The 23945-nt window shown below is 69.3% G+C and carries 21 protein-coding genes and 1 pseudogene; 10 read left to right on the top strand and 12 right to left on the bottom strand.

Annotation, left to right across the window (positions count from 1 at the left end):
* Positions 1-147 precede the first annotated feature (147 nt).
* Complete coding sequence (locus ABZ340_RS27875) at positions 148-1593, top strand: CCA tRNA nucleotidyltransferase (protein ID WP_358784585.1); 1446 nt, start codon at positions 148-150, stop codon at positions 1591-1593.
* Between the two features lie 113 nt (positions 1594-1706).
* Here the strand turns inward: ABZ340_RS27875 and ABZ340_RS27870 are convergent, their stop codons facing one another.
* From ABZ340_RS27870 to ABZ340_RS27855, 4 genes are all read right to left on the bottom strand, one after another.
* A complete protein-coding gene (locus ABZ340_RS27870) occupies positions 1707-2018 on the bottom strand; it encodes a hypothetical protein (protein ID WP_358784584.1) in 312 nt (103 codons plus the stop codon).
* A 300-nt stretch (positions 2019-2318) separates the two neighbouring features.
* Positions 2319-3581 carry an MFS transporter gene (locus ABZ340_RS27865; protein WP_358784583.1) on the bottom strand — a complete coding sequence of 421 codons (1263 nt, stop codon included), beginning with the start codon at positions 3579-3581 and terminating at the stop codon, positions 2319-2321.
* Between the two features lie 79 nt (positions 3582-3660).
* A complete protein-coding gene (locus ABZ340_RS27860) occupies positions 3661-4743 on the bottom strand; it encodes an inositol-3-phosphate synthase (RefSeq protein WP_358784582.1) in 1083 nt (360 codons plus the stop codon).
* Between the two features lie 44 nt (positions 4744-4787).
* On the bottom strand, positions 4788-5465 hold the full coding sequence (locus ABZ340_RS27855) for a helix-turn-helix transcriptional regulator (RefSeq protein WP_358784581.1): 678 nt from the start codon (positions 5463-5465) through the stop codon (positions 4788-4790).
* Between the two features lie 385 nt (positions 5466-5850).
* Between ABZ340_RS27855 and ABZ340_RS27850 the strand changes: the two genes are divergently transcribed.
* Together ABZ340_RS27850 and ABZ340_RS27845 are read left to right on the top strand one after the other, a co-directional pair.
* Positions 5851-8517 (top strand): transglycosylase domain-containing protein, encoded by a 2667-nt coding sequence (locus tag ABZ340_RS27850; protein WP_358784580.1) that lies wholly within the window; start codon positions 5851-5853, stop codon positions 8515-8517.
* 125 nt (positions 8518-8642) lie between these two features.
* The gene (locus tag ABZ340_RS27845; RefSeq protein WP_358784610.1) at positions 8643-10175 is read left to right on the top strand and encodes a glycosyltransferase 87 family protein; all 1533 of its coding nucleotides are present in this window, start codon (positions 8643-8645) and stop codon (positions 10173-10175) included.
* 183 nt (positions 10176-10358) lie between these two features.
* Here ABZ340_RS27845 and ABZ340_RS27840 read toward each other — a convergent pair whose 3' ends face one another.
* From ABZ340_RS27840 to ABZ340_RS27830, 3 genes are all read right to left on the bottom strand, one after another.
* On the bottom strand, positions 10359-11390 hold the full coding sequence (locus ABZ340_RS27840; RefSeq protein ID WP_358784579.1) for an alanine racemase: 1032 nt from the start codon (positions 11388-11390) through the stop codon (positions 10359-10361).
* A gap of 104 nt (positions 11391-11494) precedes the next feature.
* Positions 11495-12616 carry a peptidoglycan bridge formation glycyltransferase FemX gene (gene femX, locus ABZ340_RS27835; RefSeq protein ID WP_358784578.1) on the bottom strand — a complete coding sequence of 374 codons (1122 nt, stop codon included), beginning with the start codon at positions 12614-12616 and terminating at the stop codon, positions 11495-11497.
* Between the two features lie 263 nt (positions 12617-12879).
* Positions 12880-13194 (bottom strand): hypothetical protein, encoded by a 315-nt coding sequence (locus tag ABZ340_RS27830; RefSeq protein ID WP_358784577.1) that lies wholly within the window; start codon positions 13192-13194, stop codon positions 12880-12882.
* 316 nt (positions 13195-13510) lie between these two features.
* On the opposite strand from ABZ340_RS27830, the gene rpsF reads away from it, so the two are divergent.
* The 4 genes from rpsF to rplI all read left to right on the top strand — a co-directional run bounded on the left by rpsF (position 13511) and on the right by rplI (position 15236).
* The gene (rpsF, locus tag ABZ340_RS27825) at positions 13511-13801 is read left to right on the top strand and encodes a 30S ribosomal protein S6 (RefSeq protein ID WP_014673750.1); all 291 of its coding nucleotides are present in this window, start codon (positions 13511-13513) and stop codon (positions 13799-13801) included.
* Positions 13802-13877: 76 nt separating this feature from the next.
* Entirely contained in the window at positions 13878-14453 is a 576-nt protein-coding gene (locus ABZ340_RS27820) for a single-stranded DNA-binding protein (RefSeq protein WP_358784576.1), read from the top strand.
* Between the two features lie 81 nt (positions 14454-14534).
* A complete protein-coding gene (gene rpsR / locus ABZ340_RS27815; protein ID WP_003949403.1) occupies positions 14535-14771 on the top strand; it encodes a 30S ribosomal protein S18 in 237 nt (78 codons plus the stop codon).
* A gap of 18 nt (positions 14772-14789) precedes the next feature.
* Positions 14790-15236 (top strand): 50S ribosomal protein L9, encoded by a 447-nt coding sequence (gene rplI / locus ABZ340_RS27810; RefSeq protein ID WP_358784575.1) that lies wholly within the window; start codon positions 14790-14792, stop codon positions 15234-15236.
* A gap of 127 nt (positions 15237-15363) precedes the next feature.
* Here the strand turns inward: rplI and ABZ340_RS27805 are convergent, their stop codons facing one another.
* Complete coding sequence (locus tag ABZ340_RS27805; protein WP_358784574.1) at positions 15364-16701, bottom strand: MATE family efflux transporter; 1338 nt, start codon at positions 16699-16701, stop codon at positions 15364-15366.
* A gap of 459 nt (positions 16702-17160) precedes the next feature.
* Here ABZ340_RS27805 and dnaB point away from each other — a divergent pair, with 459 nt between their 5' ends.
* Positions 17161-18639 carry a replicative DNA helicase gene (gene dnaB / locus ABZ340_RS27800; RefSeq protein ID WP_358784573.1) on the top strand — a complete coding sequence of 493 codons (1479 nt, stop codon included), beginning with the start codon at positions 17161-17163 and terminating at the stop codon, positions 18637-18639.
* A gap of 266 nt (positions 18640-18905) precedes the next feature.
* Here dnaB and ABZ340_RS27795 read toward each other — a convergent pair whose 3' ends face one another.
* Entirely contained in the window at positions 18906-19472 is a 567-nt protein-coding gene (locus ABZ340_RS27795; RefSeq protein WP_358784572.1) for a dihydrofolate reductase family protein, read from the bottom strand.
* Between the two features lie 322 nt (positions 19473-19794).
* Here ABZ340_RS27795 and ABZ340_RS27790 point away from each other — a divergent pair, with 322 nt between their 5' ends.
* The gene (locus ABZ340_RS27790; protein WP_358784571.1) at positions 19795-21207 is read left to right on the top strand and encodes a serine hydrolase domain-containing protein; all 1413 of its coding nucleotides are present in this window, start codon (positions 19795-19797) and stop codon (positions 21205-21207) included.
* Positions 21208-21264: 57 nt separating this feature from the next.
* Here the strand turns inward: ABZ340_RS27790 and ABZ340_RS27785 are convergent, their stop codons facing one another.
* Together ABZ340_RS27785 and ABZ340_RS27780 are read right to left on the bottom strand one after the other, a co-directional pair.
* The gene (locus ABZ340_RS27785; protein WP_358784570.1) at positions 21265-21717 is read right to left on the bottom strand and encodes a GNAT family N-acetyltransferase; all 453 of its coding nucleotides are present in this window, start codon (positions 21715-21717) and stop codon (positions 21265-21267) included.
* 38 nt (positions 21718-21755) lie between these two features.
* Positions 21756-22220: a MarR family transcriptional regulator gene (locus ABZ340_RS27780; protein WP_358784569.1), complete on the bottom strand. Its 465-nt coding sequence runs from the start codon at positions 22218-22220 to the stop codon at positions 21756-21758.
* 141 nt (positions 22221-22361) lie between these two features.
* Here ABZ340_RS27780 and ABZ340_RS27775 point away from each other — a divergent pair, with 141 nt between their 5' ends.
* Positions 22362-23576, top strand: coding sequence for an MFS transporter (locus tag ABZ340_RS27775; RefSeq protein WP_358784568.1), 1215 nt, complete (start codon positions 22362-22364; stop codon positions 23574-23576).
* A 191-nt stretch (positions 23577-23767) separates the two neighbouring features.
* Here ABZ340_RS27775 and ABZ340_RS27770 read toward each other — a convergent pair.
* Positions 23768-23945: pseudogene (locus ABZ340_RS27770) on the bottom strand (IS110 family transposase); the annotation flags it as partial.

The following is a 23945-nucleotide window of genomic DNA, read 5'->3' as shown; positions in this document are numbered from 1 at the left end:
TTCCCCGGCCCCGGCAGCGCGCCTCGTGCGGGTGTGCGCGGGGCGGCCGGGCCTGCTCGTGCGCAGGTCCGGGGTGGGGCCGGTGCCAGGTCGTCGGCGCTGCCGGCAGGAGCCCCTCACTGCTCGGGCCACGTACCCTCTTCTGTTGTGCCGAACGCCAACGAAGACACCCCCCGCGCCCTGAGCCAGGCGCAGCACCGCGCGGTGAGCGAACTGCTGCGGGTCGCGCCGGTCGCCGACGACCTCGCCCGCCGTTTCCAGGAGGCCGGGTTCTCCCTCGCCCTGGTCGGCGGGTCGGTCCGGGATGCGCTGCTCGGCCGGCTCGGCAACGACCTGGACTTCACGACCGACGCCCGGCCGCAGGACGTCCTCAAGATCGTGCGGCCGTGGGCGGACGCCGTCTGGGAGGTCGGGATCGCCTTCGGCACGGTCGGGGCGCAGAAGAGCGGCTACCAGATCGAGGTGACCACCTACCGGTCGGAGGCGTACGACCGCACCTCCCGCAAGCCCGAGGTGTCGTACGGCGACTCCATCGAGGAAGATCTCGTCCGGCGGGACTTCACGGTCAACGCGATGGCCGTCGCGCTGCCGGAGAAGGAGTTCATCGATCCCCACGGCGGGCTCCAGGACCTCGCGGCCCGTGTGCTGCGGACGCCGGGCACCCCGGAGGAGTCCTTCTCCGACGATCCGCTGCGGATGATGCGGGCCGCGCGGTTCGCGGCGCAGCTGGACTTCGACGTGGCTCCCGAGGTCGTGACGGCCATGACGGAGATGGCCGGGCGCCTCGAGATCGTCTCGGCCGAGCGGGTCCGTGACGAGCTCAACAAGCTGATCCTCTCCGCGCACCCGCGCAAGGGCCTGACGCTCCTGGTCGACACCGGTCTCGCCGAGCACGTCCTGCCCGAGCTGCCGGCGCTGCGCCTGGAGAGCGACGAGCACCACCGGCACAAGGACGTCTACGAGCACACGCTGATCGTCCTGGAACAGGCGATGGCGCTGGAGACCGACGGCCCCGACCTGACTCTCCGCCTGGCCGCCCTGCTGCACGACATCGGCAAGCCGCGCACCCGCCGCTTCGAGAAGGACGGCCGGGTCTCGTTCCACCACCACGAAGTGGTCGGGGCGAAGATGACCAAGAAGCGCATGACGGCGCTGAAGTACTCCAACGAACTGGTCAGGGACGTCTCGCGCCTGGTCGAGCTGCACCTGCGTTTCCACGGGTACGGCACGGGCGAGTGGACGGACTCGGCGGTGCGCCGCTACGTCCGGGACGCGGGCCCGCTGCTCGACCGCCTGCACAAGCTGACCCGCTCGGACTGCACGACCCGCAACAAGCGCAAGGCCGCCGCGCTGTCGCGGGCCTACGACGGCCTGGAAGAGCGCATCGCCAAGCTCCAGGAGCAGGAGGAACTGGACTCCATCCGTCCTGACCTCGACGGCAACCAGATCATGGAGATCCTCGGCGTCCGTCCCGGCCCGGCGGTCGGCCGTGCGTACAAGCACATGCTGGAGCTCCGCCTGGAGAACGGGCCGATGGAGCATGACGAGGCGGTGGCGGCGCTCAAGGAGTGGTGGGCCGCGCAGGAGAGCTGAGGGCCTGCCGGGGGGCGTGTTTCACGTGAAACACGCTTCACCCACACGAAGAGGGAGGGGCGGTGTTTCACGTGAAACGCCGCCCCTCCCTCTTCGTGTGGACGCTATTGCGCTCAGACTTCCTTCAGGCAGAGAACCACGTTGTGACCCTCGCCCACCTGGTAGTACGAGATCTCTGCTTCCGCGACGGTTTCACACTTGCTGCTGTCGCTGGTGTCCTCGAACTTCTCGACGACCTTGAACTGGGCGCCACTGGAGGAACAGTCCACCGTCTTGAGATCGGGCGTCGTCTGCGTGCCCTCGTTGTGCATGCAACTGCCGACCGCGGTGGTCTCGGCGTCGCTCTGGCCGAGGTACCACTTGCCGAGGGCGACGGCTATCGCGATGACGACGAAGGCGAGGATGCGGATCACCGTCTTACTCACGCGCTTGCTGGGCGTGGGCGGCGGGACCGGGGCGGGCATGGTGCCCTGCTGGGGGAATCCCGGCTGCCCCTGGGCGTAGGGGTTCTGCCCCTGGGGCGGGTACGGGGCCTGGCCCTGGGGCGGACCGTAGGGCTGCTGGCCCTGCGCAAACGGATTGCCCTGGGGCGGCGGAGTGGTCACTGGGGATCTCCCTCAGACATCAGTGCGTGACGCGAACATGTCGCATAAGACGCACGTAAGCTACCGGGCCGCACTGACAACGCTGTAACCCGAAAGGGCACTGTGGCCTTGATGTGATCCTTACTGCCGTGCAAAGCGGGCCATAGCGCCGGCAATCGCCGCGTAGACCACGGCGACCGTGAGCACCAGCGGCACCGAGCGGCCGTCCGGCGGCAGCATCAACGCGGCGACCCCGGCGGCGCCGACGAAGGCGATGTTGAACAGCACGTCGTAGACGGAGAAGATCCGGCCGCGGAAGGCGTCCTCGACCGAGGACTGCACGATCGTGTCCGTCGCGATCTTCGAACCCTGGGTCGTCAGTCCCAGCACGAACGCCGCGACCAGCAGGGGCGCGGTCGCGAACGGCAGGCCGAGGGCGGGTTCCAGCACCGCGGCGACCGTCGCGCACACGACCATCCAGCGGCCGGGACCGAGCCGCCCCGCCGCCCAGGGCGTGATCACGGCCGCCACGAAGAAACCGGCGCCCGAGACGCCCAGCGCCAGCCCCAGCAGGGCGAGCCCCTCGTCGGTGCCGGAGGTCAGCGCGTACCGGCACAGCATGAGCAGCATGACCAGCAGGGCGCCGTAGCAGAACCGCATCAGCGTCATCGCGGCCAGTGCCCAGGCGGCCTCGCGGCGGGGCGGCGCGGCGAGATGACGTACCCCCGCCGCCAGGTCGCGGGCCGTGCCGGCGAGCGCCGCCCCCAGCCGGGGACGGACCACCGCGCGGTCGGGACCCAGCAGCTCCACGGCCATGCGCAGCGAGGCGAGCGCACCGCACAGGTACAGCAGGGCGCCCAGCAGGACGACGGCGGAGTCGGAGTCCGCGGCCACCAGGCGCACCACGAAGGCGAGCCCGCCCCCCGCGGTCGCGGCCAGCGTCCCGGCCGTCGGGGAGAGGGAGTTGGCGATCACCAGCCGCTCGGCGTCGACCACGCGGGGCAGAGAGGCGGACAGGCCGGCGAGGACGAAGCGGTTGACGGCGGTGACGCACAGGGCGGAGACGTAGAAGAGCCAGTCCGGAACCGAGACGGTCATCAGGGCGGCGGTCACCGTCGCCAGCAGGGCGCGCAGCAGATTGCCGTGGAGGAAGACCTGGCGGCGGCGCCAGCGGTCGAGCAGGACCCCGGCGAACGGGCCCACCAGGGAGTACGGGAGCAGCAGCACCGCCATCGCGGAGGCGATCGCGCCCGGCGAGGTCTGCTTCTCCGGCGAGAAGACCACGTAGGTGGCGAGCCCGATCTGGTAGACACCGTCGGCGCCCTGGGAGAGCAGGCGTACGGCGAGCAGGCGCCGGAAGTCCCGGAACCGGAGCAGGACCCGCAGATCGCGTACGACAGCCATGGGGCACAGCCTCACATACGGGGAAGGTCCCCGGGTCATGCGACCCGGGGACCCTCAACAGCCCTGGAGGACGGCGGAATCAGCGCTCGACCTCGCCGCGGATGAACTTCTCGACGTTCGCGCGGGCCTCGTCGTCGAAGTACTGGACCGGCGGGGACTTCATGAAGTACGAGGACGCGGAGAGCACCGGGCCGCCGATGCCGCGGTCCTTGGCGATCTTCGCAGCGCGCAGGGCGTCGATGATGACACCGGCCGAGTTCGGGGAGTCCCAGACCTCGAGCTTGTACTCCAGGTTCAGCGGGACGTCACCGAAGGCGCGGCCCTCGAGGCGGACGTAGGCCCACTTGCGGTCGTCGAGCCAGGCGACGTAGTCGGACGGGCCGATGTGGACGTTCTTCTCGCCCATGTCCCGGTCGGGGATCTGGGAGGTGACGGCCTGCGTCTTGGAGATCTTCTTCGACTCGAGGCGGTCGCGCTCGAGCATGTTCTTGAAGTCCATGTTGCCGCCGACGTTCAGCTGCATCGTGCGGTCCAGGATGACGCCCCGGTCCTCGAACAGCTTCGCCATGACGCGGTGCGTGATGGTGGCGCCGACCTGCGACTTGATGTCGTCACCGACGATCGGCACGCCCGCCTCGGTGAACTTGTCCGCCCACTCCTTGGTGCCGGCGATGAAGACCGGCAGCGCGTTGACGAAGGCGACCTTGGCGTCGATGGCGCACTGGGCGTAGAACTTCGCCGCGTCCTCGGAACCCACCGGCAGGTAGCAGACGAGGACGTCGACCTGCTGGTCCTTGAGGACCTGGACGACGTCGACCGGCTCCTCGGCGGACTCCTCGATGGTCTCGCGGTAGTACTTGCCGAGACCGTCGAGGGTGTGGCCGCGCTGCACCGTCACGCCGGTACGGGGGACGTCGCAGATCTTGATGGTGTTGTTCTCCGAGGCGCCGATGGCGTCCGCGAGGTCGAGGCCGACCTTCTTGGCGTCCACGTCGAAGGCGGCGACGAACTCGATGTCGCGCACGTGGTAGTCGCCGAACTGGACGTGCATCAGGCCCGGGACCTTGGCCGCCGGGTCGGCGTCCTTGTAGTACTCGACGCCCTGCACCAGCGATGCGGCGCAGTTGCCCACGCCGACGATGGCTACGCGAACCGAACCCATTCCGGTTGCTCCCTGTGTGTACGAGTGAGGCCCGTGCGGGGCGCTCACGTGGCGGTGTCGTCGGGCGTATCCGGCCGGGGCTCGTCCCCGGACCGGGGCAGGCCGCCCGTCGCTCCAGATGTGGTGTCCTGCTGAGCGGTCCCCCCGGAGCCGGAACCTCTCAGGTCCCGCCCGGCCCGCTCGCTCTCGATGAGCTCGTTCAGCCAGCGCACTTCGCGCTCCACGGACTCCATCCCATGGCGCTGGAGCTCAAGCGTGTAGTCGTCGAGGCGCTCCCGGGTGCGGGCCAGGGACGCGCGCATCTTCTCCAGGCGCTCCTCCAGCCGGCTGCGCCGGCCTTCGAGCACGCGCATGCGTACGTCGCGCGACGTCTGGCCGAAGAACGCGAAACGGGCGGCGAAGGTCTCGTCCTCGTACGCATCGGGGCCCGTCTGCGCGAGCAGCTGCTCGAAGTGCTCCTTGCCCTCCGCCGTCAGCCGGTAGACGATCTTGGCGCGGCGACCGGTGAGTGGAGCCGCGGCCTCGGCGGTGGTCCCCGGTTCCTCGATCAACCAGCCGTTCGCGACCAGCGTCTTGAGGCAGGGGTACAGCGTCCCGTAGCTGAACGCCCGGAACACACCCAGTGACGTATTGAGTCGTTTGCGCAGCTCATAGCCGTGCATCGGAGATTCACGGAGCAGGCCGAGAACGGCGAACTCGAGGATCCCGGAACGCCGGCTCATCGATCGCCTCCTCTCACCCGCGGACGTGCCGCGACGGTCTCACGGCGGCCTTTATGCCGCACTGATGTATCGACTCGATACATCACGACGATAGAACGGCCTTCCGGGTGCGACAAGAGGGGGGTGGGTGAACGGGATCACATCACCGATTCATCGGATGCAAGTTGCCTGATTTGAGATGAACTTCGGGACTCGGGGGTTTCGGCGGTGCGTAGTCTGTGCGCCATGCATACCTCCGGGAACCGAGTGACGCCCGGGGGCGTCCCTGTCCCCGGTGCAGTACGGGTGAATGCGGGGCCTCCTGCGTCCGTACGTCGGGGGGACCGGAAACCAGCCGCCGTTTCCAGGCGCGCCAGGGTGCGCCTGCCCGAGGAGTAGTCGTTCGATGAGCGAGCACCGTCGCAAACCGCCGCAGCCGCAGGGAGGCGGACGTGCCGCGGCCCGACGCGGCCAGTCCGGCTCGTCATCCGGTCGCCGCGCGGCACCGCGGGGCGCCACCGGGTCGCCGTCCGGCTCCTATGGGCCGGATTCGTACGGTCCGGGAGGTGAGGAGCGCCCCTACGGCAGCCGCGCCGAGGCCCGCCGTGCGGCGCAGCGCAGCGGGGGCGGGCGGCGCAGGGCCGCGGAGCCCGGCCGGGGCGGCAGGCGCGCGGCTCCCGGCGGTCCGGGCGGTCCCGGGCGGGGCCGCGAGCGCGCGGCGGCGTCCGGCCGGAAGCGGTTCATCGACTACCCGCGTTCCGGCAAGGACGGGTGGCGCCGCTGGACGCCCTCCTGGAAACTCGTCTCCGGCCTCTGCCTGGCCTTCGTCGGCGGTCTGATGGCCGTCGCGGGCATCGGGTACGCGATGGTGGAGGTTCCCACCGAGGAGAACGCGGCGGCTTCGTCGCAGAACAACGTCTACTACTGGGCCGACGGCACCCAGATGGTCGCCACGGGCAGCGGCCAGAACCGGCAGAACGTCTCGATCAGCCAGATCCCCAAGTCGATGCAGTGGGCGGTGATCTCGGCCGAGAACAAGAGCTTCTACGAGGACTCGGGCGTCGACCCCATGGGTATCGGCCGGGCGCTGTTCAACATGGCCACCGGCGGCGAGACGCAGGGCGGATCGACGATCACCCAGCAGTTCGTCAAGAACACCTACCTGAGCCAGGACCAGACGATCTCCCGGAAGTTCAAGGAGCTGTTCATCTCCATCAAGGTGGGCACGAAGCTCGACAAGAACGTGATCCTCCAGGGCTACTTGAACACCTCGTACTACGGCCGCGGCGCGTACGGCATCCAGGCCGCCGCCCAGACCTACTACGGCAAGGACGCGGACGATCTGACGGCCAGCGAGTCCGCCTTCCTCGCCGCGCTGCTCAAGGGCCCCACGTACTTCGACCCCGCGGGCAACGAGAACCTCGACCCCAGCGCGACGCCGAAGGACAACCGCGAGCGCTCCGAGAAGCGCTGGCGCTGGATCCTCGGGGAGATGCACAAGGACAAGCACCTCACCGACGCCGAGTACCAGAAGGCCGTCAGCAAGTACCCCGAGCCCCAGGGGCGCAAGGCCATCGCCGGCATGACCGGCCAGATCAGCTATCTGGTCGACACGGCCAAGAAGTACGTCCTCAGCCACTCGGACATCACCGAGGCCCAGTTCGACCAGGGCGGCTACCAGATCCACACGACCTTCGAGAAGGACAAGGTCAACGCCCTGGCCAAGGCTGTCCAGGACATCGAGAAGCAGAAGATCGACCCGGAGGACCGCCCGCAGGACCAGCACGTCCAGTTCGGTGCGGCGTCGGTGAAGCCGGGCGACGGCGCGATCGTCGCCCTCTACGGCGGCGCGGGGTACGAGAAGGGCCACTTCAACAACAACGCGGACACCTCCGGCGTCCCCGTCGGCTCCACCTGGAAGCCGTTCGTGCTCGCCGCGGCCATGCAGTACGGCACGTACAGGAGCGACGGTCAGGGCATCTCGCCGCTCAGCAAGTACAACGGCGACGACCATCTGAAGGTCAGGAAGCCGGACGGCAGCTACTACCTGCGCAAGGACAACTCGGTCTTCTACCAGGAGAACGAGACCGACCACCCCTGGGGTTACATCACCCTGCACAAGGCGATGGAGCAGTCCGTGAACACGCCGTTCGTCCAGCTCGGCGTGGACGTGGGCATGGACAAGGTGCGCGACGTGGCCCAGGCGTCCGGCATCCTGAAGGACAGCTTCGCCGACCTCAACCCCTCCTTCGCGCTCGGTACATCGACCCCCAGCGCGATCCGCATGGCCGACGCGTACGCGACGTTCGCGGCCTCCGGCAAGCAGGCGGACCCGTACTCGGTGACGTCCGTGAAGCACGACGGAGTCGAGGTGCCCGGCTTCACCAAGCCGAAGGTCACGCAGGCCATGCCCGCCAACGTCGCGGACAACGTCACCAGCACCCTGGAGAACGTCGTCCAGAACGGTACGGGCACGAAGGCGAAGGCCCTGGGCCGGGCGGCGGCCGGCAAGACCGGTACCACCGACGAGAACAAGTCCGCCTGGTTCGTCGGCTACACCCAGCAGCTGTCGACCTCGGTCGCGATGTTCCGCGAGGACCCCAAGAGCCACACGCTGCTGTCGATGAACGGCACCGCGGGCGACGACTCCATCCACGGTGGTGACGTCCCGGCGGCGGTGTGGACCGAGTACATGAAGGACGCACTCCAGGGCGAGGAGGACCCCGGCTTCCCCGAGGCCGCCCCCATCGGCAAGGTCCTCGACGGCGTCGGCGCCCCCGCCCCGACCCCTTCCTTCACTCCGGAGCCCAGCCCGACCGAGACGGAGAAGGCGAGCCCGACGCCCACGGAGACCGAGACCAGCGCCTCGCCCTCGCCGAGCGAGACCTGCGGCGTCTTCGACTGGCGGTGCGAGGACGAGGACACCGGCGGCAACGGGCCCGGCGGCCCGGAGACCGAGGTGCCGGAGCCGGGCCAGACACCGCCGACCGCTTCACCGTCGCAGTCGGAGAGCGACCGTCCGGGCAACGGCGACCACGGCAATCTCTTCGGCGGCCCGAACGGGCAGCAGTAGGAGCGGCACGGCGTCCCAGTGCGGGTGTTTCACGTGAAACACCCACATGTTCCACGTGAAACGAGGGCCGCCGCACCCGCACGGGTGCGGCGGCCCTCGCCGTATTCCCAGGCTTGTACGGCAGGATGTGCCCCATGCCCAGTGCAGAATCGACGCCAGCGAGCGCGCACGAGCCGGACCCGGTGCGGCCGAGGGTGCGGCCGACCCAGGAGGACGAGGTCGCCGCGGCCGGCAGTGAGCTGATCGGCGGGCCTCTCGGCCGGCGCGCCCTGGTGGGAACGTCCTGGTGGACGCCCGTGCGGGTGATCGCGCTGGTGGCGATCGGCATGTTCGCCCTCGGCCTGGTCCAGAAGGCGCCCTGCTACAACGGCGCCTGGTTCTTCGGAGCCAGCTCGCAGTACACGCACGCCTGCTACTCGGACATCCCGCACCTCTACCAGGGGCGGGGCTTCGCCGACGGGCTCGTGCCCTACTTCGACAAGCTCTCCGGCGACATGGAGTACCTCGAGTATCCGGTGCTGACCGGCGTGTTCATGGAGGCGGCGTCCTGGCTCACCCCGGGCAGCGGCAGCCTCCAGGACCAGGCGCAGTGGTACTGGATGGCCAACGCCGGGATGCTGATGGTCTGCGCGGCCGTCATCGCCGTCTGCGTGACCCGCACCCACGCCCGGCGCCCCTGGGACGGTCTGCTGGTCGCCCTGGCCCCGGCCTTCGCGCTCACCGCGACCATCAACTGGGACCTGCTGGCCGTCGCCCTGACCGCCACCGCGATGCTGATGTGGGCGCGAGGCCGGTCCCTCGCCGCCGGCATCCTGCTCGGGCTGGCCACGGCGGCCAAGCTCTACCCCTTCCTGCTGCTCGGCCCCCTGCTCGTGCTGTGCTGGCGCGCGGGCCGGTGGCGGGAGTTCGGGAAGGCCGTGGGAGGGGCGGCCGCCTCCTGGCTCGTGGTGAACGCCCCGGTGATGCTCTTCGCCTTCGAGGGCTGGTCGAAGTTCTACACGTTCAGCCAGGAACGAGGCGTCGACTTCGGGTCCTTCTGGCTGATCCTCGTCCAGAACTCGGACGACCCGCTCAGCACCGACACCGTCAACACGCTCGCCCTGGTCCTGATGGTGCTGTGCTGCGGCGGTATCGCGGCGCTCGCGCTGGCGGCGCCACGGCGCCCGCGGTTCGCCCAGCTCGCCTTCCTGGTCGTCGCCGCGTTCGTCCTCACCAACAAGGTCTACTCGCCGCAGTACGTCCTGTGGCTGGTGCCGCTGGCCGCGCTGGCCCGGCCGAAGTGGCGGGACTTCCTCGTCTGGCAGGCGTGCGAGGTGGCGTACTTCCTGGGTATCTGGCTCTACCTCGCCTACACGACCAGCGGAGACGCCCACAAGGGACTGCCGACCGACGGCTACCACTGGGCCATCGGCCTGCACCTGGTGGGCACGCTGTACCTGTGCGTCATGGTCGTGCGCGACATCCTGCTGCCGGAGCGGGACCCGGTGCGCCGGGCCGGTGACGACGACCCTTCGGGCGGTGTGCTCGACGGGGCGCCGGACGTCTTCGTGCTCGGTCCGCCGGCCCGTTCCGCACGGCGTGCCGCGCACGCCGACAGTCCTGCGCAGCACCCTCAGGTCGAGTGGGGAGCCGCCCGGACCGGTGACGGTTCTCCCTGAGCCGGTGATCTCCCTGAGCCGGTGATCTCCCTGAGCCGGTGATCTCCCCGAGCCGGTGATCTCCCCGAGCCGGCGACGAGAGGCGCGGGCGCCCGCGCCTGTCATGCGGAAGGCCGTACCCGGGAGACCGGGTACGGCCTTCGTGCTTTCTGCCTTCGCCTCTACGTGCTTTTGTGCACGCGCTCAGCGGTCGACGAGGCGGTCGAACTGCGTGGTGGTGTGCCGCAGGTGGGCCACCAGCTCGTCACCGACCTTCGGCTCCGGCGCGTCCGCGGGCACGAACAGGATCGAGACCTGCATGTGCGGCGGCTCGGCGAACCAGCGCTGCTTGCCGCCCCAGACGAACGGGGAGAGGTTCCGGTTGACGGTGGCGAGACCGGCCCGGGCCACACCCTTGGCGCGCGGCATGACGCCGTGCAGCGCCTTGGGAGCTTCCAGGCCCACCCCGTGCGACGTACCGCCCGCCACGACCACCAGGAAGCCGTCGGAGGCCGCCTTCTGCTGCCGGTAACCGAAGCGCTCACCCTTGGCCACGCGCGTGACGTCGAGAACGGAGCCGCGGTACTCGGTGGCCTCGTGGTCGCCCAGCCACAGCCGGGTGCCGATGCGGGCCCGGAAGCGGGTCTGCGGGAACTGCTGCTGGAGCCGGGCGAGATCCTCGGCCTTGAGGTGGCTGACGAACATGGTGTGCAGCGGCAGCCGGGCCGCGCGCAGCCGGTCCATCCAGCCGATGACCTCCTCGACGGCGTCCGAGCCGTCGGTGCGGTCCAGCGGCAGGTGGATGGCGAAGCCCTCCAGCCGGACGTTCTCTATGGCGGCGTGCAGCTGGGGCAGGTCCTGCTCGCTGATGCCGTGACGCTTCATCGAGGACATCACCTCGATGACCACACGGGCGCCGACGAGGCCGTACACGCCGTCGACGGACGACACCGAGCGCACCACCCGGTCGGGCAGCGGAACCGGCTCCTCGCCGCGCCGGTAGGGGGTCAGCACGAGCAGGTCACCGCTGAACCAGTCCTTGATCCGCGCGGCCTCGTACGTCGTGCCGACGGCGAGGACGTCCGCGCCCAGACGCGTGGCCTCCTCCGCGAGCCGCTCGTGCCCGAAGCCGTAGCCGTTGCCCTTGCAGACCGGGACGAGCCCCGGGAACTGCTCCTGCACATGCTTGTGGTGCGCCCGCCAGCGCGCGGTGTCGACGTAGAGCGTGAGCGCCATGGCCGGACCTGGAACCTTTCTCGTGGCTGCGGTGTATCAGAGGTGTGGGAATCGGGGGAACCATTGAAGCCGCCGACGGCACTGCGAAAGTGACCGGCGGCCGTTCAGCGGCGCGACATGTAGATGTCCAGCGCCTTGTGGAGCAGCTTGTTCAGCGGGAAGTCCCACTCGCCGAGGTACTCGGCGGCCTGGCCGCCCGTGCCCACCTTGAACTGGATCAGACCGAAGAGGTGATCGGTCTCGTCCAGCGAGTCGGAGATGCCGCGCAGGTCGTAGACGGTCGCGCCGAGCGCATAGGCGTCGCGCAGCATCCGCCACTGCATCGCGTTCGAGGGCCGGACCTCGCGGCCGATGTTGTCGGAGGCGCCGTAGGAGTACCAGACGTGTCCGCCCACGATCAGCATCGTGGCCGCGGACAGGTTCACGCCGTTGTGGCGGGCGAAGTACAGCCGCATGCGGTTGGGGTCCTCGCTGTTGAGGGCCGTCCACATGCGCTGGAAGTACGACAGCGGGCGGGGCCGGAACCGGTCGCGCACGGCCGTGATCTCGTACAGCCGCTGCCACTCCTCCAGATCGTGGTAGCCACCCTGGACGACCTCGACACCGGCCTTCTCGGCCTTCTTGATGTTGCGGCGCCACAGCTGGTTGAAGTTCTTGTGGACCTCTTCCAGGGACCGGTTGGCCAGCGGCACCTGGAAGACGTACCGGGGCTGTACGTCGCCGAAGCCGGCGCCGCCGTCCTCGCCCTGCTGCCAGCCCATGCGGCGCAGCTTGTCGGAGACCTCGAAGGCGCGCGGCTCGATGAAGTCGGCCTCCATGTCGCGCAGCCGCTTCACGTCCGGGTCCTGGATGCCCTTCTTGATGGTCGAGGCGTCCCAGCGCCGGATGATCACCGGGGGGCCCATCTTGACCGAAAAGGCGCCCTGCCGCTTCAGGTGCGCCAGCATCGGCTCCAGCCAGTCCTGGAGGTTGGGCGCGAACCAGTTGATGACCGGGCCCTCGGGCAGATAGGCGAGGTAGCGCTTGATCTTGGGGAGCTGCCGGTAGAGGACCAGCCCGGCACCGACCATCTGGCCGGTCCTGTCGTCGAACCAGCCGAGGTTCTCCGAGCGCCATTCCGCCTTCACGTCCGCCCAGGCCGGGACCTGCATGTGGCTCGCCGACGGCAGGCTCTGGATGTACGCCAGATGCTGCTCTCGACTGATGGTCCTCAGGGTCAGGCTCATTCGGGGCGCTCCTCGGGCTGGTGTGTCCCCATGTGGTCAGGGGCTCCGGCTCTCAGGGCCTGTCCGGTGGATCCTGCCGGAGACGCGGGTCTGGCTCCGCTGGTCGGGTCGCTTCCTTCCTCCGACCTGATCCGCCGGACAGGCCCTAGCGCCGAAGCCTACTGCGCCCCGGGGGCGCCCCTGCTGGGCGTAGGGCACCTGAGCCCCGGCCTGTTGGCGGCCGGGGTGTTTCCCGGTGTTCCGAACGGGTGGTGTCCGTGGCGTCAGTCGACGACCCCGCCGAAGAGACCGCCGTGCGCCATGCCCAGGAAAAAGCCGATGCCCGCGGCCCCGAGACCGATGATCAGCCCGAAGCGCTCGCGGGTGGTCTCGGAGATCCACTGCCCGTAGGCACCGGTGAGGAGCCCGATCAGGCCGGTCCACGAGCTGAGCAGGTGCAGATGGTGGAACATCGCCGTGATGAAGGACGTGATGCCCAGCACCAGGGTCGCCGCGAGGAGCACGTCCTGGCGCGGATGGGGCTTGCCGTCCGTGGCGAAAAGGCCGCCGGCGGTGTTGGGTCGCAATGCCTGTGCCATGGGGCACCTCCTGCGAAAGGCGGCGCATCGTAGCGCCATACACACCCGATGTGTACAGATTGACCGGCTCCGCGGCCGGATTTCAACCGGAAGCGGGTGTGCGGGTAGTCTGTACCGTCTGCACCGGTGTCTGCCCAGGCAGGCAGTCAGGCGGTCAGGTCGGTGCCCGGTTCCGTCCGGGCGACCTGGGACAACCGCCGCTCGCCCCCGATTGTCAGTGGCGTCTGTTTGACTGACGGGCACTGTTGCACACGCATCGCAACCCTCCTGCCACGGAACGACCGTGGCCGCTGAGTCCAAAGGAGGTGGGTTCCACATGCGTCACTACGAGGTGATGGTCATCCTCGACCCCGATCTCGAGGAGCGCGCTGTCTCCCCGCTGATCGAGAACTTCCTTTCCGTCGTCCGTGACGGTGGCGGAAAGGTCGAGAAGGTCGACACCTGGGGCCGTCGTCGTCTCGCGTACGAGATCAAGAAGAAGCCCGAGGGCATCTACTCGGTCATCGACCTGCAGGCCGAGCCTGCGGTCGTCAAGGAGCTCGACCGCCAGATGAACCTGAACGAGTCGGTCCTCCGGACCAAGGTCCTCCGTCCCGAGACCCACTGAGCCTTCCGCTCAGCCGATCCCGGGATCCGAGTAGCAGCACAAGCAGCCAGCAGCAAACCCGCCGAGAGGTTCCCCCATGGCAGGCGAGACCGTCATCACGGTCGTCGGCAATCTTGTCGACGACCCCGAGCTGCGCTTCACCCCGTCCGGTGCGGCCGTCGCGAAGTTCCGTATCGCGTCCACTCCCCGCACCTTCGACCGTCAGACCAACGAGTGGAAGGACGGCGAGAGCCTGTTCCTGACCTGCTCGGTCTGGCGTCAGGCGGCGGAGAACGTCGCCGAGTCGCTCCAGCGAGGCATGCGCGTCATCGTGCAGGGCCGGCTGAAGCAGCGGTCCTACGAGGACCGTGAGGGCGTCAAGCGCACGGTCTACGAGCTGGACGTCGATGAGGTCGGCGCCAGCCTGCGCAACGCCACGGCCAAGGTCACCAAGACCACGGGCCGCGGTGGCCAGGGTGGTTACGGCGGCGGTGGCGGCCAGGGCGGCGGCGGCTGGGGCGGTGGCCCCGGCGGCGGTCAGCAGGGCGGCGGCGCTCCTGCCGACGACCCGTGGGCGACCGGCGCTCCCGCCGGTGGCAACCAGGGCGGCGGCGGTGGCGGCGGCTGGGGCGGTGGCTCCGGCGGTGGCTACTCGGACGAGCCCCCCTTCTAGGCCGCGGAGCCGGGCTTTCGGGCCTGGCCGGGCCGAGGTGGGGGCCGTACCCACACTTCTTGATCACACAGGAGAATCACCATGGCGAAGCCGCCTGTGCGCAAGCCGAAGAAGAAGGTCTGCGCTTTCTGCAAGGACAAGGTCACGTACGTGGACTACAAGGACACGAACATGCTGCGGAAGTTCATTTCCGACCGCGGCAAGATCCGTGCCCGCCGCGTGACCGGCAACTGCACCCAGCACCAGCGTGACGTCGCCACGGCCGTGAAGAACAGCCGTGAGATGGCGCTGCTGCCCTACACGTCCACCGCGCGATAAGGGAAGGGTGACCGACTCATGAAGATCATCCTCACCCACGAGGTCACCGGCCTCGGTGCCGCGGGCGACGTCGTCGACGTCAAGGACGGTTACGCCCGTAACTACCTGATCCCGCGGAAGTTCGCGATCCGCTGGACCAAGGGCGGCGAGAAGGACGTCGAGCAGATCCGTCGTGCTCGCAAGATCCACGAGATCCAGACCATCGAGCAGGCCAACCAGGTGAAGGCCCAGCTCGAGGGTGTCAAGGTCCGCCTGGCCGTCCGCGCCGGCGACGCCGGTCGTCTCTTCGGTTCCGTCACCCAGGCCGACATCGCCTCGGCGATCAAGGCTGCCGGTGGCCCCGAGGTCGACAAGCGCCGCATCGAGGTGGCCGCGCCGATCAAGACCCTGGGCGCCCACGAGACGTCCGTGCGTCTGCACCCCGAGGTTGCCGCCAAGGTCAACATCGAGGTGGTCGCGGCCTGAGTGCCGCGCTCGCTGAAGCGGTGAGATGGGGCCGCACCCCCGCGGGGGTGCGGCCCCATCGTCATACCGGTGAGGAGCCCGGACGCCGGAAGCCGCCGCCCGGAACGCGAGGTTTCACGTGGAACGGTCAGCGGGTCGCGCCGGTGACGACCCAGCGACCGGACCGGGTGCGCAGCCACAGCGTCAGCATCCGCACGGTCATCATCAGCGTCATGGCCACCCAGACGGCGGTGAGCCCGCCCCCGAGGACCGGCACGAGAAGCGCGACCGGTGTGAAGACCGCCAGGGTGATCAGCATGGCCCAGGCGAGGTAGGGCCCGTCGCCCGCGCCCATCAGAACACCGTCCAGGACGAAGACGACACCGCAGATCGGCTGGGACACGGCCACGATGATCAGAGCGGGCAACGCGGCGTCCTTGACCGCGGCATCACCGGTGAAGAGGGGCAGGAACGCCGGGCGGGCGAGTACCACCAGCAGGCCCAGCCCGATGCCGACCGCGATGCCCCACTCCACCATCCGGTGGCAGACCTCGCGGGCTCCCCGGGAGTCTCCGGCCCCGAGGTAACGCCCGATGATGGCCTGTCCCGCGATGGCGATGGCGTCGAGTGCGAAGGCGAGCAGGCTCCACAGGGACAGGATGATCTGGTGGGCGGCGATGTCGGCGTCACCGAGCCGGGCCGCGACGGCCGTGGCGATCATCAGGATCGCCCGCAGGGACAGCGTGCGCACCAGCAGGGGCACTCCGGCCTGTGCCGAGGCCCTGATCCCGGCGGCGTCCGGGCGCAGGGACGCGCCGTGCCGACGGGCTCCGCGGACGACCACCACGAGGTAGGCCGCGGCCATGCCGCACTGGGCGATGACGGTGCCCCAGGCGGAACCGGCGATGCCGAGACCGGCGCCGTAGACGAGCCCGGCGTTGAGGGCGGCGTTGGCGAGGAAACCCGCGATGGCGACGTAGAGCGGTGTCCTGGTGTCCTGCAGGCCACGGAGGACTCCGGTCGAGGCCAGCACCACCAGCATGGCGGGAATGCCGAGGGCGGAGATCCGCAGATAGGTGGTGGCGTACGGGGCCGCGGTGGTGGAGGCGCCGAAGAGGTCCACGAGGAACGGTGCCGTGGGCAGGACGACGGCGATGACGGCGGCACCGAGCAGCAGCGCCAGCCAGATGCCGTCCATGCCCTGGCGGATGGCGGACGGGAGGTCCCCCGCGCCGACCCGGCGGGCGACGGCCGCCGTGGTGGCGTAGGCGAGGAAGATGAAGACGCTGACGGCGGTGGTCAGGAGGGCCGAGGCGACGCCGAGCCCGGCGAGCTGGGCCGTGCCGAGATGGCCGACGATCGCGCTGTCGGCCATGACGAAGAGTGGTTCGGCGACGAGTGCGCCGAAGGCCGGGACGGCCAGAGCGACGATCTCTCGGTCGTGTTGTCGCCGGACGGTCCGGGAGCGCACGGGGGCCTGTGTCATGAGCACCAATCTAACCGTCCACAGGTAATAGTTGCAAAGGTTGTGTGACCCTTACTCTTCGTCTCTGGGTGTGTGCTTCTGTGCACGGTCGGCAGCGATCTTGCGCGGATGGGGGAAGTTTTTCTTCTGCACAGCCAGTGGATGTAAAAACCGCAGGTCAGAGCGGTTTCCTCAAGGTCGGCGAGGGCTTGTTCACAGGGCTGTCCACCGGCTCGTGCACAGGTTTGGCGGAGTTCTCCACAGCATCGGGCCCGTCGTCCACATGGCCTGTGGATAACCAGATTGGCTGTCGCTGCCCGGGGCCCTACGGTGGTCCGGCGCCTGCTCTGTCCACCGGGTTGCAAACCATGGCAAAACCGGCGGGCGGAAACCGGAGTCGGGCGTCTCATGTGTCAGTGCCGTGCCGTAGAAAAGAGGGGCACGGCTAGGTCCGCTCCGCGGACGGGAGGAGGTGGCTCGGTGAGCATTTCCGAGCCCTTGGACGAGCCGTGGGCCGACAGCGGTCCCAGTGATCGTCTGCCCGCCTCCCGCCGGCGCGTGGACGGCTCCCGCGGCCGTGACGAGCAGCACGACCGCGGCCGGGACGCCGGGGAGTGGGACGGCACGGGATCGTCGTTCGAGCGCGTCCCGCCGCAGGATCTGGAGGCCGAGCAGTCGGTCCTCGGCGGCATGCTCCTGTCCAAGGACGCCATCGCCGACGTCGTGGAGATCCTCAAGGGCCGTGACTTCTACAAGCCGGCCCACGAGACGATCTTCCAGGCGATCCTCGACGTCTACGCCAAGGGCGAGCCGGCCGACCCCATCACGATCGCCGCCGAGCTGACCAAGCGAGGGGAGATCAACAAGGTCGGCGGGGCGGCATATCTGCACACGCTCGTCCAGACCGTCCCGACGGCGGCGAACGCGGCGTACTACGCGGAGATCGTCCAGGAGCGGGCCGTCCTGCGCCGCCTGGTCGAAGCCGGAACGCGGATCACCCAGATGGGATACGCGGCCGACGACGACGTGGACGAGATCGTCAACCGCGCCCAGGCGGAGGTCTACGCCGTCACCGAGCAGCGCACGAGCGAGGACTACCTGCCGCTCGGCGACATCATGGAGGGCGCGCTCGACGAGATCGAGGCGATCGGCTCACGCAGCGGCGAGATGACCGGTGTGCCCACGGGCTTCACCGACTTCGACTCGCTCACCAACGGCCTGCACCCGGGCCAGATGATCGTCATCGCCGCCCGTCCCGCCATGGGCAAGTCGACGCTCGCGCTGGACTTCGCGCGCGCCGCGTCGATCAAGCACAACCTGCCGAGCGTCATCTTCTCGCTGGAGATGGGGCGCAACGAGATCGCGATGCGTCTGCTGTCCGCGGAGGCCCGCGTCGCCCTGCACCACATGCGGTCTGGCACGATGACGGACGACGACTGGACGCGCCTGGCCCGCCGGATGCCGGACGTCTCCGCCGCTCCGCTGTACATCGACGACTCCCCGAACCTGTCGATGATGGAGATCCGTGCCAAGTGCCGCCGGCTCAAGCAGCGCAACGACCTCAAGCTGGTCGTGATCGACTACCTCCAGCTGATGCAGTCGGGTGGTTCCAAGCGCGCCGAGAGCCGCCAGCAGGAGGTCTCGGACATGTCCCGGAACCTCAAGCTGCTGGCCAAGGAGCTGGAGATCCCGGTCATCGCCCTCTCCCAGCTGAACCGTGGTCCCGAACAGCGCACCGACAAGAAGCCGATGGTCTCCGACCTGCGTGAGTCCGGCTCCATCGAGCAGGACGCCGACATGGTCATCCTGCTGCACCGCGAGGACGCCTACGAGAAGGAGTCGCCGCGTGCGGGCGAGGCCGACCTGATCGTCGCCAAGCACCGTAACGGCCCGACGGCGACCATCACAGTCGCCTTCCAGGGGCACTACTCGCGGTTCGTGGACATGGCCCAGACCTGATCGGCCGCCCTGCAGGGTCTCAGATTTCGTGGCCGGATCTCACGAGCGGTGGCCAAGCGACGGCATGTCCGACACGAAGCTGAGACCGGCAGGTCAAGTCGCCCACTTGCAGGGGGATCGGGCTCTGATGCCGGTGCCCTGGTGGGAGCCCGCTGACACCGTGGGGTCACGGGGCATCGTTCGTGGGCTTGGGGGTGTGCGGTGGGGAGATCGCCGCGACGGTGAGAGGGAACACCCATCCAAGCCGTGAGGCAGCGGGAAGCTGTTCAGCGCCTCGTCTCGTACCTGGTCAGGACCACGCCGCCGGGAAACGTCCGCGTCTCCACCAGGTTCAGGTTCACCCAGCTGTCCAGCGCGGTGAAGAACGGCGTGCCGCCGCCCACCAGGACCGGATAGGCGGCGATCACGTACTCGTCGATCAGTCCGGCGCGCATGGCCGCCCCGGCGAGCGTTGCGCCGCCGATGTGCATCGGGGCGCCGTCCTCGGCCTTGAGCCGGGTGATCTCGGCGATCGCGTCGCCGGTGACCAGGCGGGTGTTCCAGTCGACCCTGTCGATCGTCGAGGAGAACACCACCTTCGGCGTGTCCCGCCAGTTCCGCGCGAACTCGATCTCCGCCGGGGTGGCGTCGGGCTGCTGGTCGCCGGTCGGCCAGTAGGAGCTCATCGTCTCCCACAGCTTGCGCCCGTACAGCGACAGGCCACTCGCCTGCTCGTGGACGAGCCACCACTGGAACAGCTCGTGGCTCGGTGGTCCGCTCCAGCCGATGTCGTCGCCTGCCGCGGCGATGTAACCGTCCAGGGACAGGTTCATGCCGTAGATCAGTTTCCGCATGGCCCAGCCTTCCGTCCGTGGGCATCCGGCGTATAGACCAGCGCGGCGAGGGAAACTCATCGGTGCGCGATCCGGGCTCGCAGGTAGTCCTCGCGCGCAGGGCTCAGCGAGGTGCGCTCGGCCGACACGGGCAAGCCACCCGATCTCGGCCTCGCCCTTGCGAGGAAATGCCACGGATTTGAGACTGATCATGGGTGACAAGGCTGTGAGGCAGCCAAGAGCGCCCAGGTCACGCAAGATCGATATGTCGTGAGCGGTGATACTCCACATGCCCCGGGAAATCGGCTCGACGCGGGACGCGCGGGCGGATGGACTGAGGGACATGACGTCATCCCACGAAGATCTGTTTCCCGGAACACCTCACGCAGAGCTGCTTCCCGGAACCCGCCGTGCGCTGCTGCACCGGATCGCCGTCGCCCAGGCCGAAGGGCGTGCGCCGTCGTTGGTCGCCGCGGTCGTACGGGACGGGCGGGCGGTGTGGCACGGGGCACGGACCTCGGTGGACGGGCACGGCCCGGACGAGAACGTGCAGTACCGGATCGGCTCGATCACCAAGACCTTCACCGCCGTGCTGGTGCTGCGGCTGCGTGACGAGGGCTTGCTCGATCTCGGTGACCCACTGGAGAAGCATCTGCCGGAGACGGGCGCGGGAGAGGCGACGATCGCCGAGCTGCTCGCTCACACGGGTGGCCTTGCCGCCGAGTCGCCGGCGCCGTGGTGGGAACGGACCCCCGGCACCCTGCGTCCCGAACTCGCCGACGTGGTGGGCGAACAGCCCTTCCGGCACCCGGTCGGCCGCAGGTTCCACTACTCGAACCCCGGTTACACGCTGCTGGGCGCGCTGGTCGAGAAGTTGCGCGGTGCTCCCTGGGAGGAGGTGCTCAGGGCAGAGGTGCTCGAACCCCTGGGCCTGGACCGTACGAGCACACGTCCGCAGGCACCGCACGCGGGTGGCTGGGCGGTGCATCCGTGGGCCGACGTCATCCTGCCCGAGCCCACCGAGGATCTCGGACGGATGGCGCCGGCCGGCCAGCTGTGGTCGACCACCGGTGACCTGGCGCGGTTCGCCGCTTTCCTGGCGAAGGGCGACGACCGGGTGCTCGGCGCGCGGACCGTGCGGGAGATGCGGACGCCTGCGGCGCCGGCCGAGGCGGCGGATGTCGTGGACGGCGTGACCTATGGGCTGGGCCTGCAGATCCAGAGCCGGGACGGGCGGCTGCTGGTGGGGCATTCCGGCTCGCTGCCGGGCTTCCTGGCCAACCTCACGCTCAGCGTGGAGGACGACGTTGCGGCCGTGGTCCTGGCCAACTGCACCTCTGGTCCGCTGCTGTCCCTGGTGGGTGCGGATCTGGTCCGCACCGTCGCCGAGGCAGAGCCGCGGATTCCCGAGCCGTGGCGGCCGATGGCCGATGTCGAGACGTCCGTTCTGGAACTGGCAGGCCCGTGGTACTGGGGGACGCATGCCTTCGCGCTCCGGCTGGCGGCCGACGGGGTGGTGTCGCTGGAGCCGCTGTCCGGAAGCGGTCGGCGCTCGCGCTTCCGGCGTGACAGCGAGGACACCTGGACCGGGCTGGAGGGCTACTACGCCGGAGAGACCTTGCGTGCCGTGCGGCGGCCGGACGGAAGCCTGAGCCATCTCGACCTGGGATCGTTCGTGTTCACCCGCCGGCCGTACGACGAGACGGCTCCGGTGCCGGGCGGAGTGGACCCCGAGGGGTGGCGGGGCATCGGCTAGCGGACCGCAGGGGCGAGGGTGCCCGGTTTCACGTGGAACAGGGTGCCCTCGCCGCGTTCACAGGGCGAGCTTGAAGCCCACGTGCGAGGCCGTGAAGCCGAGCCGTTCGTAGAAGCGGTGCGCGTCGGTACGGCTTTTGTCGGAGGTCAGCTGCACCAACTGGCAGTTCTGCCGCCGCGATTCGGCGATCGCCCACTCGATGAGCTGCGTCCCCAGGCCGTTGCCGCGTTCGTCGGCGTGGACGCGCACGGCCTCGATGAGCGACCGGAGGGCGCCGCGACGGGACAGGCCCGGGATGATCGTGAGATGGAGCGTGCCGACGACACGCTCCTCGCGCACGGCCACCATCAGATGCTGGTTCGGGTCATCGCTGAGGCGTTTGAAGGCCGGGAGATAAGGGGCCAGGTCATCGGGCGACTCGCGCTGGGCGCCCAGAGGGTCGTCGGCGAGCATCGCGACGATGGCCGGGACGTCCTCCTCGGTCGCAGGCCGTATTTCAAGATCTCTCATGGCCGCACTCTACGCAGTGAAGGGCGGGGCGGTACGGCCTAGGCGGGCACCGGTGCCTTCAGCGTCTCCACGGCCCGGACCAGTGGGGCGAGATCCGGGTTCTCGGCCGCCTCGTCCAGCGCCTCACGCAGCGCGGCGTCGTTCGTCGGACGGGCCTCTCCCAGGAGTTCGAGGCCCGCTTCGGTGACGTTCGTGTAGATGCCGCGGCGGTCGGTGGGGCAGAGGTACCGCTCCAGCAGGCCCCGGTCTTCCAGTCGGCTGACCAGACGGGTGGTGGCGCTCTGGCTCAGGACGACCGCGTCGGCGACCTGCTTCATCTGCAGATGGCCCCCGTCCCCGTCGTGCTGTCGGCTCAACACGTCGAGCAGGGAGTACTCCCGCACACTCAGGCCGTGCCGGGCCTGCAGTGCGCGTTCGATGTGCGCCTCGATCCTCCCGTGCAGCAGGGACAGGGCGCACCAGCCCTGGGCGAGGGCGGTGAGCGCGGGGTCTGTCGCTGTCATTGGCGTTTCCTCCGTCCCGGAGCGGCTGGAATCCAGGATAGGGCAGGCACGCAATAGCCTGCGCTTGCCCATATCCAGCGTCTGCAACTATTGTGAGCGCATGTAAGGCGCTCCTGCAATCGTTTGGGAAGGTGTACCCCCATGCCTCTCGCGCTCTTGGCCCTCGCGATCGGGGCCTTCGGGATCGGAACGACCGAATTCGTGATCATGGGTTTGCTGCCCGAGGTCGCGGGTGACTTCGGGGTCTCCATCCCCACGGCAGGCTTCCTGGTGACCGGCTACGCGCTCGGCGTGATGTTCGGCGCTCCGCTGATGACCGTGCTGGGCACCAAGATCTCGCGCAAGCGGATGCTGATGCTGCTGATGGTCCTGTTCATCGCCGGCAATCTGCTCTCCGCCCTCGCCCCCGTCTTCGGGGTCATGCTGATCGGCCGTGTGGTCGCCTCGCTCGCCCACGGCGCGTTCTTCGGCATCGGCTCGGTCGTCGCCGCGGACCTGGTCGCGCCCGACAAGAAGGCCGGTGCGATCGCGATGATGTTCACCGGGCTGACCGTCGCCAACGTCGTCGGTGTCCCCCTCGGCACGCTCGTCGGGCAGTCCCTCGGCTGGCGCGTCACCTTCGCCCTCGTCGCCGCCCTCGGTGTGATCGGCCTGGCCGGCATCGCGAAGCTGGTTCCCGACCTGCCCAAGCAGGACGGCGTGCACCTGCGGCACGAGCTGGCCGCGTTCAGGAACGTCCAGGTACTGCTCGCCATGGCGATGACCGTCCTCGGCTTCGGCGGGGTCTTCGCCGCCATCACCTACATCGCGCCGATGATGACGCACGCCGCGGGCTTCGCCGACGGCTCCGTCACCTGGCTGCTGGTCCTCTTCGGCCTCGGCATGGTCGGCGGCAACCTCGTCGGCGGCAAGTTCGCCGACCGGGCGCTGATGCCCATGCTCTACGTCTCGCTGGGCGCCCTCGCCCTCGTCCTCGCGCTCTTCACGCTCACCGCACACGACAAGATCGCGGCCGCCGTGACCATCACGCTGATCGGCGCACTCGGGTTCGCCACCGTGCCGCCGCTGCAGAAGCGCGTCCTGGACCAGGCGCACGGCGCTCCGACGCTGGCGTCGGCGGTGAATATCGGAGCCTTCAACCTCGGCAACGCGCTGGCGGCATGGCTCGGCGGCCTGGTCATCGCGGCGGGCCTCGGTTACACCGCCCCCAACTGGGTCGGTGCCGTCCTGGCCGCGGCCGCCCTGGTCCTCGCCGTCGTCTCAGCCGCCCTGGAGCGGCGCGGCAGCGGTGTCCCCAGCGCTGTCGTCACGGCTTCCGTACCCGCCGAACAGCAGCGGACCGCCGTCCACCACTGAACCACGGTCCTCACCGGCGCCGCGGGACCAGGGCCGCTCCCGCGGCGCGGCCGACCGTCACCCACAACCGCCTCTCGTGACCTCCCCGGGACCGGGCGGGGCGCAGCACCGGGCCCCACGACCGAGCGGCACCACCCCGCCGCCACAGGCGGCACCCTCTCGCACCCCTCAGGAGAATCTCAATGATCGTGTCAAGCCGCCTGCGTGACCGGCGGGACGGAGGTGAACAGCCTCTTGTCGCGCAGCATCGCCCACAGCACGTTGACCCGTCGGCGGGCGAGTGCGAGCAATGCCTGCGTGTGGATCAGGCCCTCGGCGCGTTTCTTGAGGTAGTAGTCCCTCGAAGGTCCCGGTCGCATCATCGCGGAC

Source organism: Streptomyces sp. NPDC006134, assembly GCF_040628835.1.
In the GTDB taxonomy this organism is placed as follows: Bacteria; Actinomycetota; Actinomycetes; order Streptomycetales; family Streptomycetaceae; genus Streptomyces.
This window is presented reverse-complemented; position numbering and strand designations above follow the sequence as displayed.

Bases quoted from the DNA above. Each gene is read 5' to 3' on its own strand.
- ABZ340_RS27865 (WP_358784583.1), bottom strand. From the start codon at position 3,581: ATGGCTGTCGTACGCGATCTGCGGGTCCTGCTCCGGTTCCGGGACTTC.
- ABZ340_RS27860 (WP_358784582.1), bottom strand. From the start codon at position 4,743: ATGGGTTCGGTTCGCGTAGCCATCGTCGGCGTGGGCAACTGCGCCGCA.
- ABZ340_RS27855 (WP_358784581.1), bottom strand. From the start codon at position 5,465: ATGAGCCGGCGTTCCGGGATCCTCGAGTTCGCCGTTCTCGGCCTGCTC.
- ABZ340_RS27850 (WP_358784580.1), top strand. From the start codon at position 5,851: ATGAGCGAGCACCGTCGCAAACCGCCGCAGCCGCAGGGAGGCGGACGT.
- ABZ340_RS27845 (WP_358784610.1), top strand. From the start codon at position 8,643: ATGTGCCCCATGCCCAGTGCAGAATCGACGCCAGCGAGCGCGCACGAG.
- ABZ340_RS27840 (WP_358784579.1), bottom strand. From the start codon at position 11,390: ATGGCGCTCACGCTCTACGTCGACACCGCGCGCTGGCGGGCGCACCAC.
- femX (WP_358784578.1), bottom strand. From the start codon at position 12,616: ATGAGCCTGACCCTGAGGACCATCAGTCGAGAGCAGCATCTGGCGTAC.
- ABZ340_RS27830 (WP_358784577.1), bottom strand. From the start codon at position 13,194: ATGGCACAGGCATTGCGACCCAACACCGCCGGCGGCCTTTTCGCCACG.
- rpsF (WP_014673750.1), top strand. From the start codon at position 13,511: ATGCGTCACTACGAGGTGATGGTCATCCTCGACCCCGATCTCGAGGAG.
- ABZ340_RS27820 (WP_358784576.1), top strand. From the start codon at position 13,878: ATGGCAGGCGAGACCGTCATCACGGTCGTCGGCAATCTTGTCGACGAC.
- rpsR (WP_003949403.1), top strand. From the start codon at position 14,535: ATGGCGAAGCCGCCTGTGCGCAAGCCGAAGAAGAAGGTCTGCGCTTTC.
- rplI (WP_358784575.1), top strand. From the start codon at position 14,790: ATGAAGATCATCCTCACCCACGAGGTCACCGGCCTCGGTGCCGCGGGC.
- ABZ340_RS27805 (WP_358784574.1), bottom strand. From the start codon at position 16,701: ATGACACAGGCCCCCGTGCGCTCCCGGACCGTCCGGCGACAACACGAC.
- ABZ340_RS27795 (WP_358784572.1), bottom strand. From the start codon at position 19,472: ATGCGGAAACTGATCTACGGCATGAACCTGTCCCTGGACGGTTACATC.
- ABZ340_RS27790 (WP_358784571.1), top strand. From the start codon at position 19,795: ATGACGTCATCCCACGAAGATCTGTTTCCCGGAACACCTCACGCAGAG.
- ABZ340_RS27785 (WP_358784570.1), bottom strand. From the start codon at position 21,717: ATGAGAGATCTTGAAATACGGCCTGCGACCGAGGAGGACGTCCCGGCC.
- ABZ340_RS27780 (WP_358784569.1), bottom strand. From the start codon at position 22,220: ATGACAGCGACAGACCCCGCGCTCACCGCCCTCGCCCAGGGCTGGTGC.
- ABZ340_RS27775 (WP_358784568.1), top strand. From the start codon at position 22,362: ATGCCTCTCGCGCTCTTGGCCCTCGCGATCGGGGCCTTCGGGATCGGA.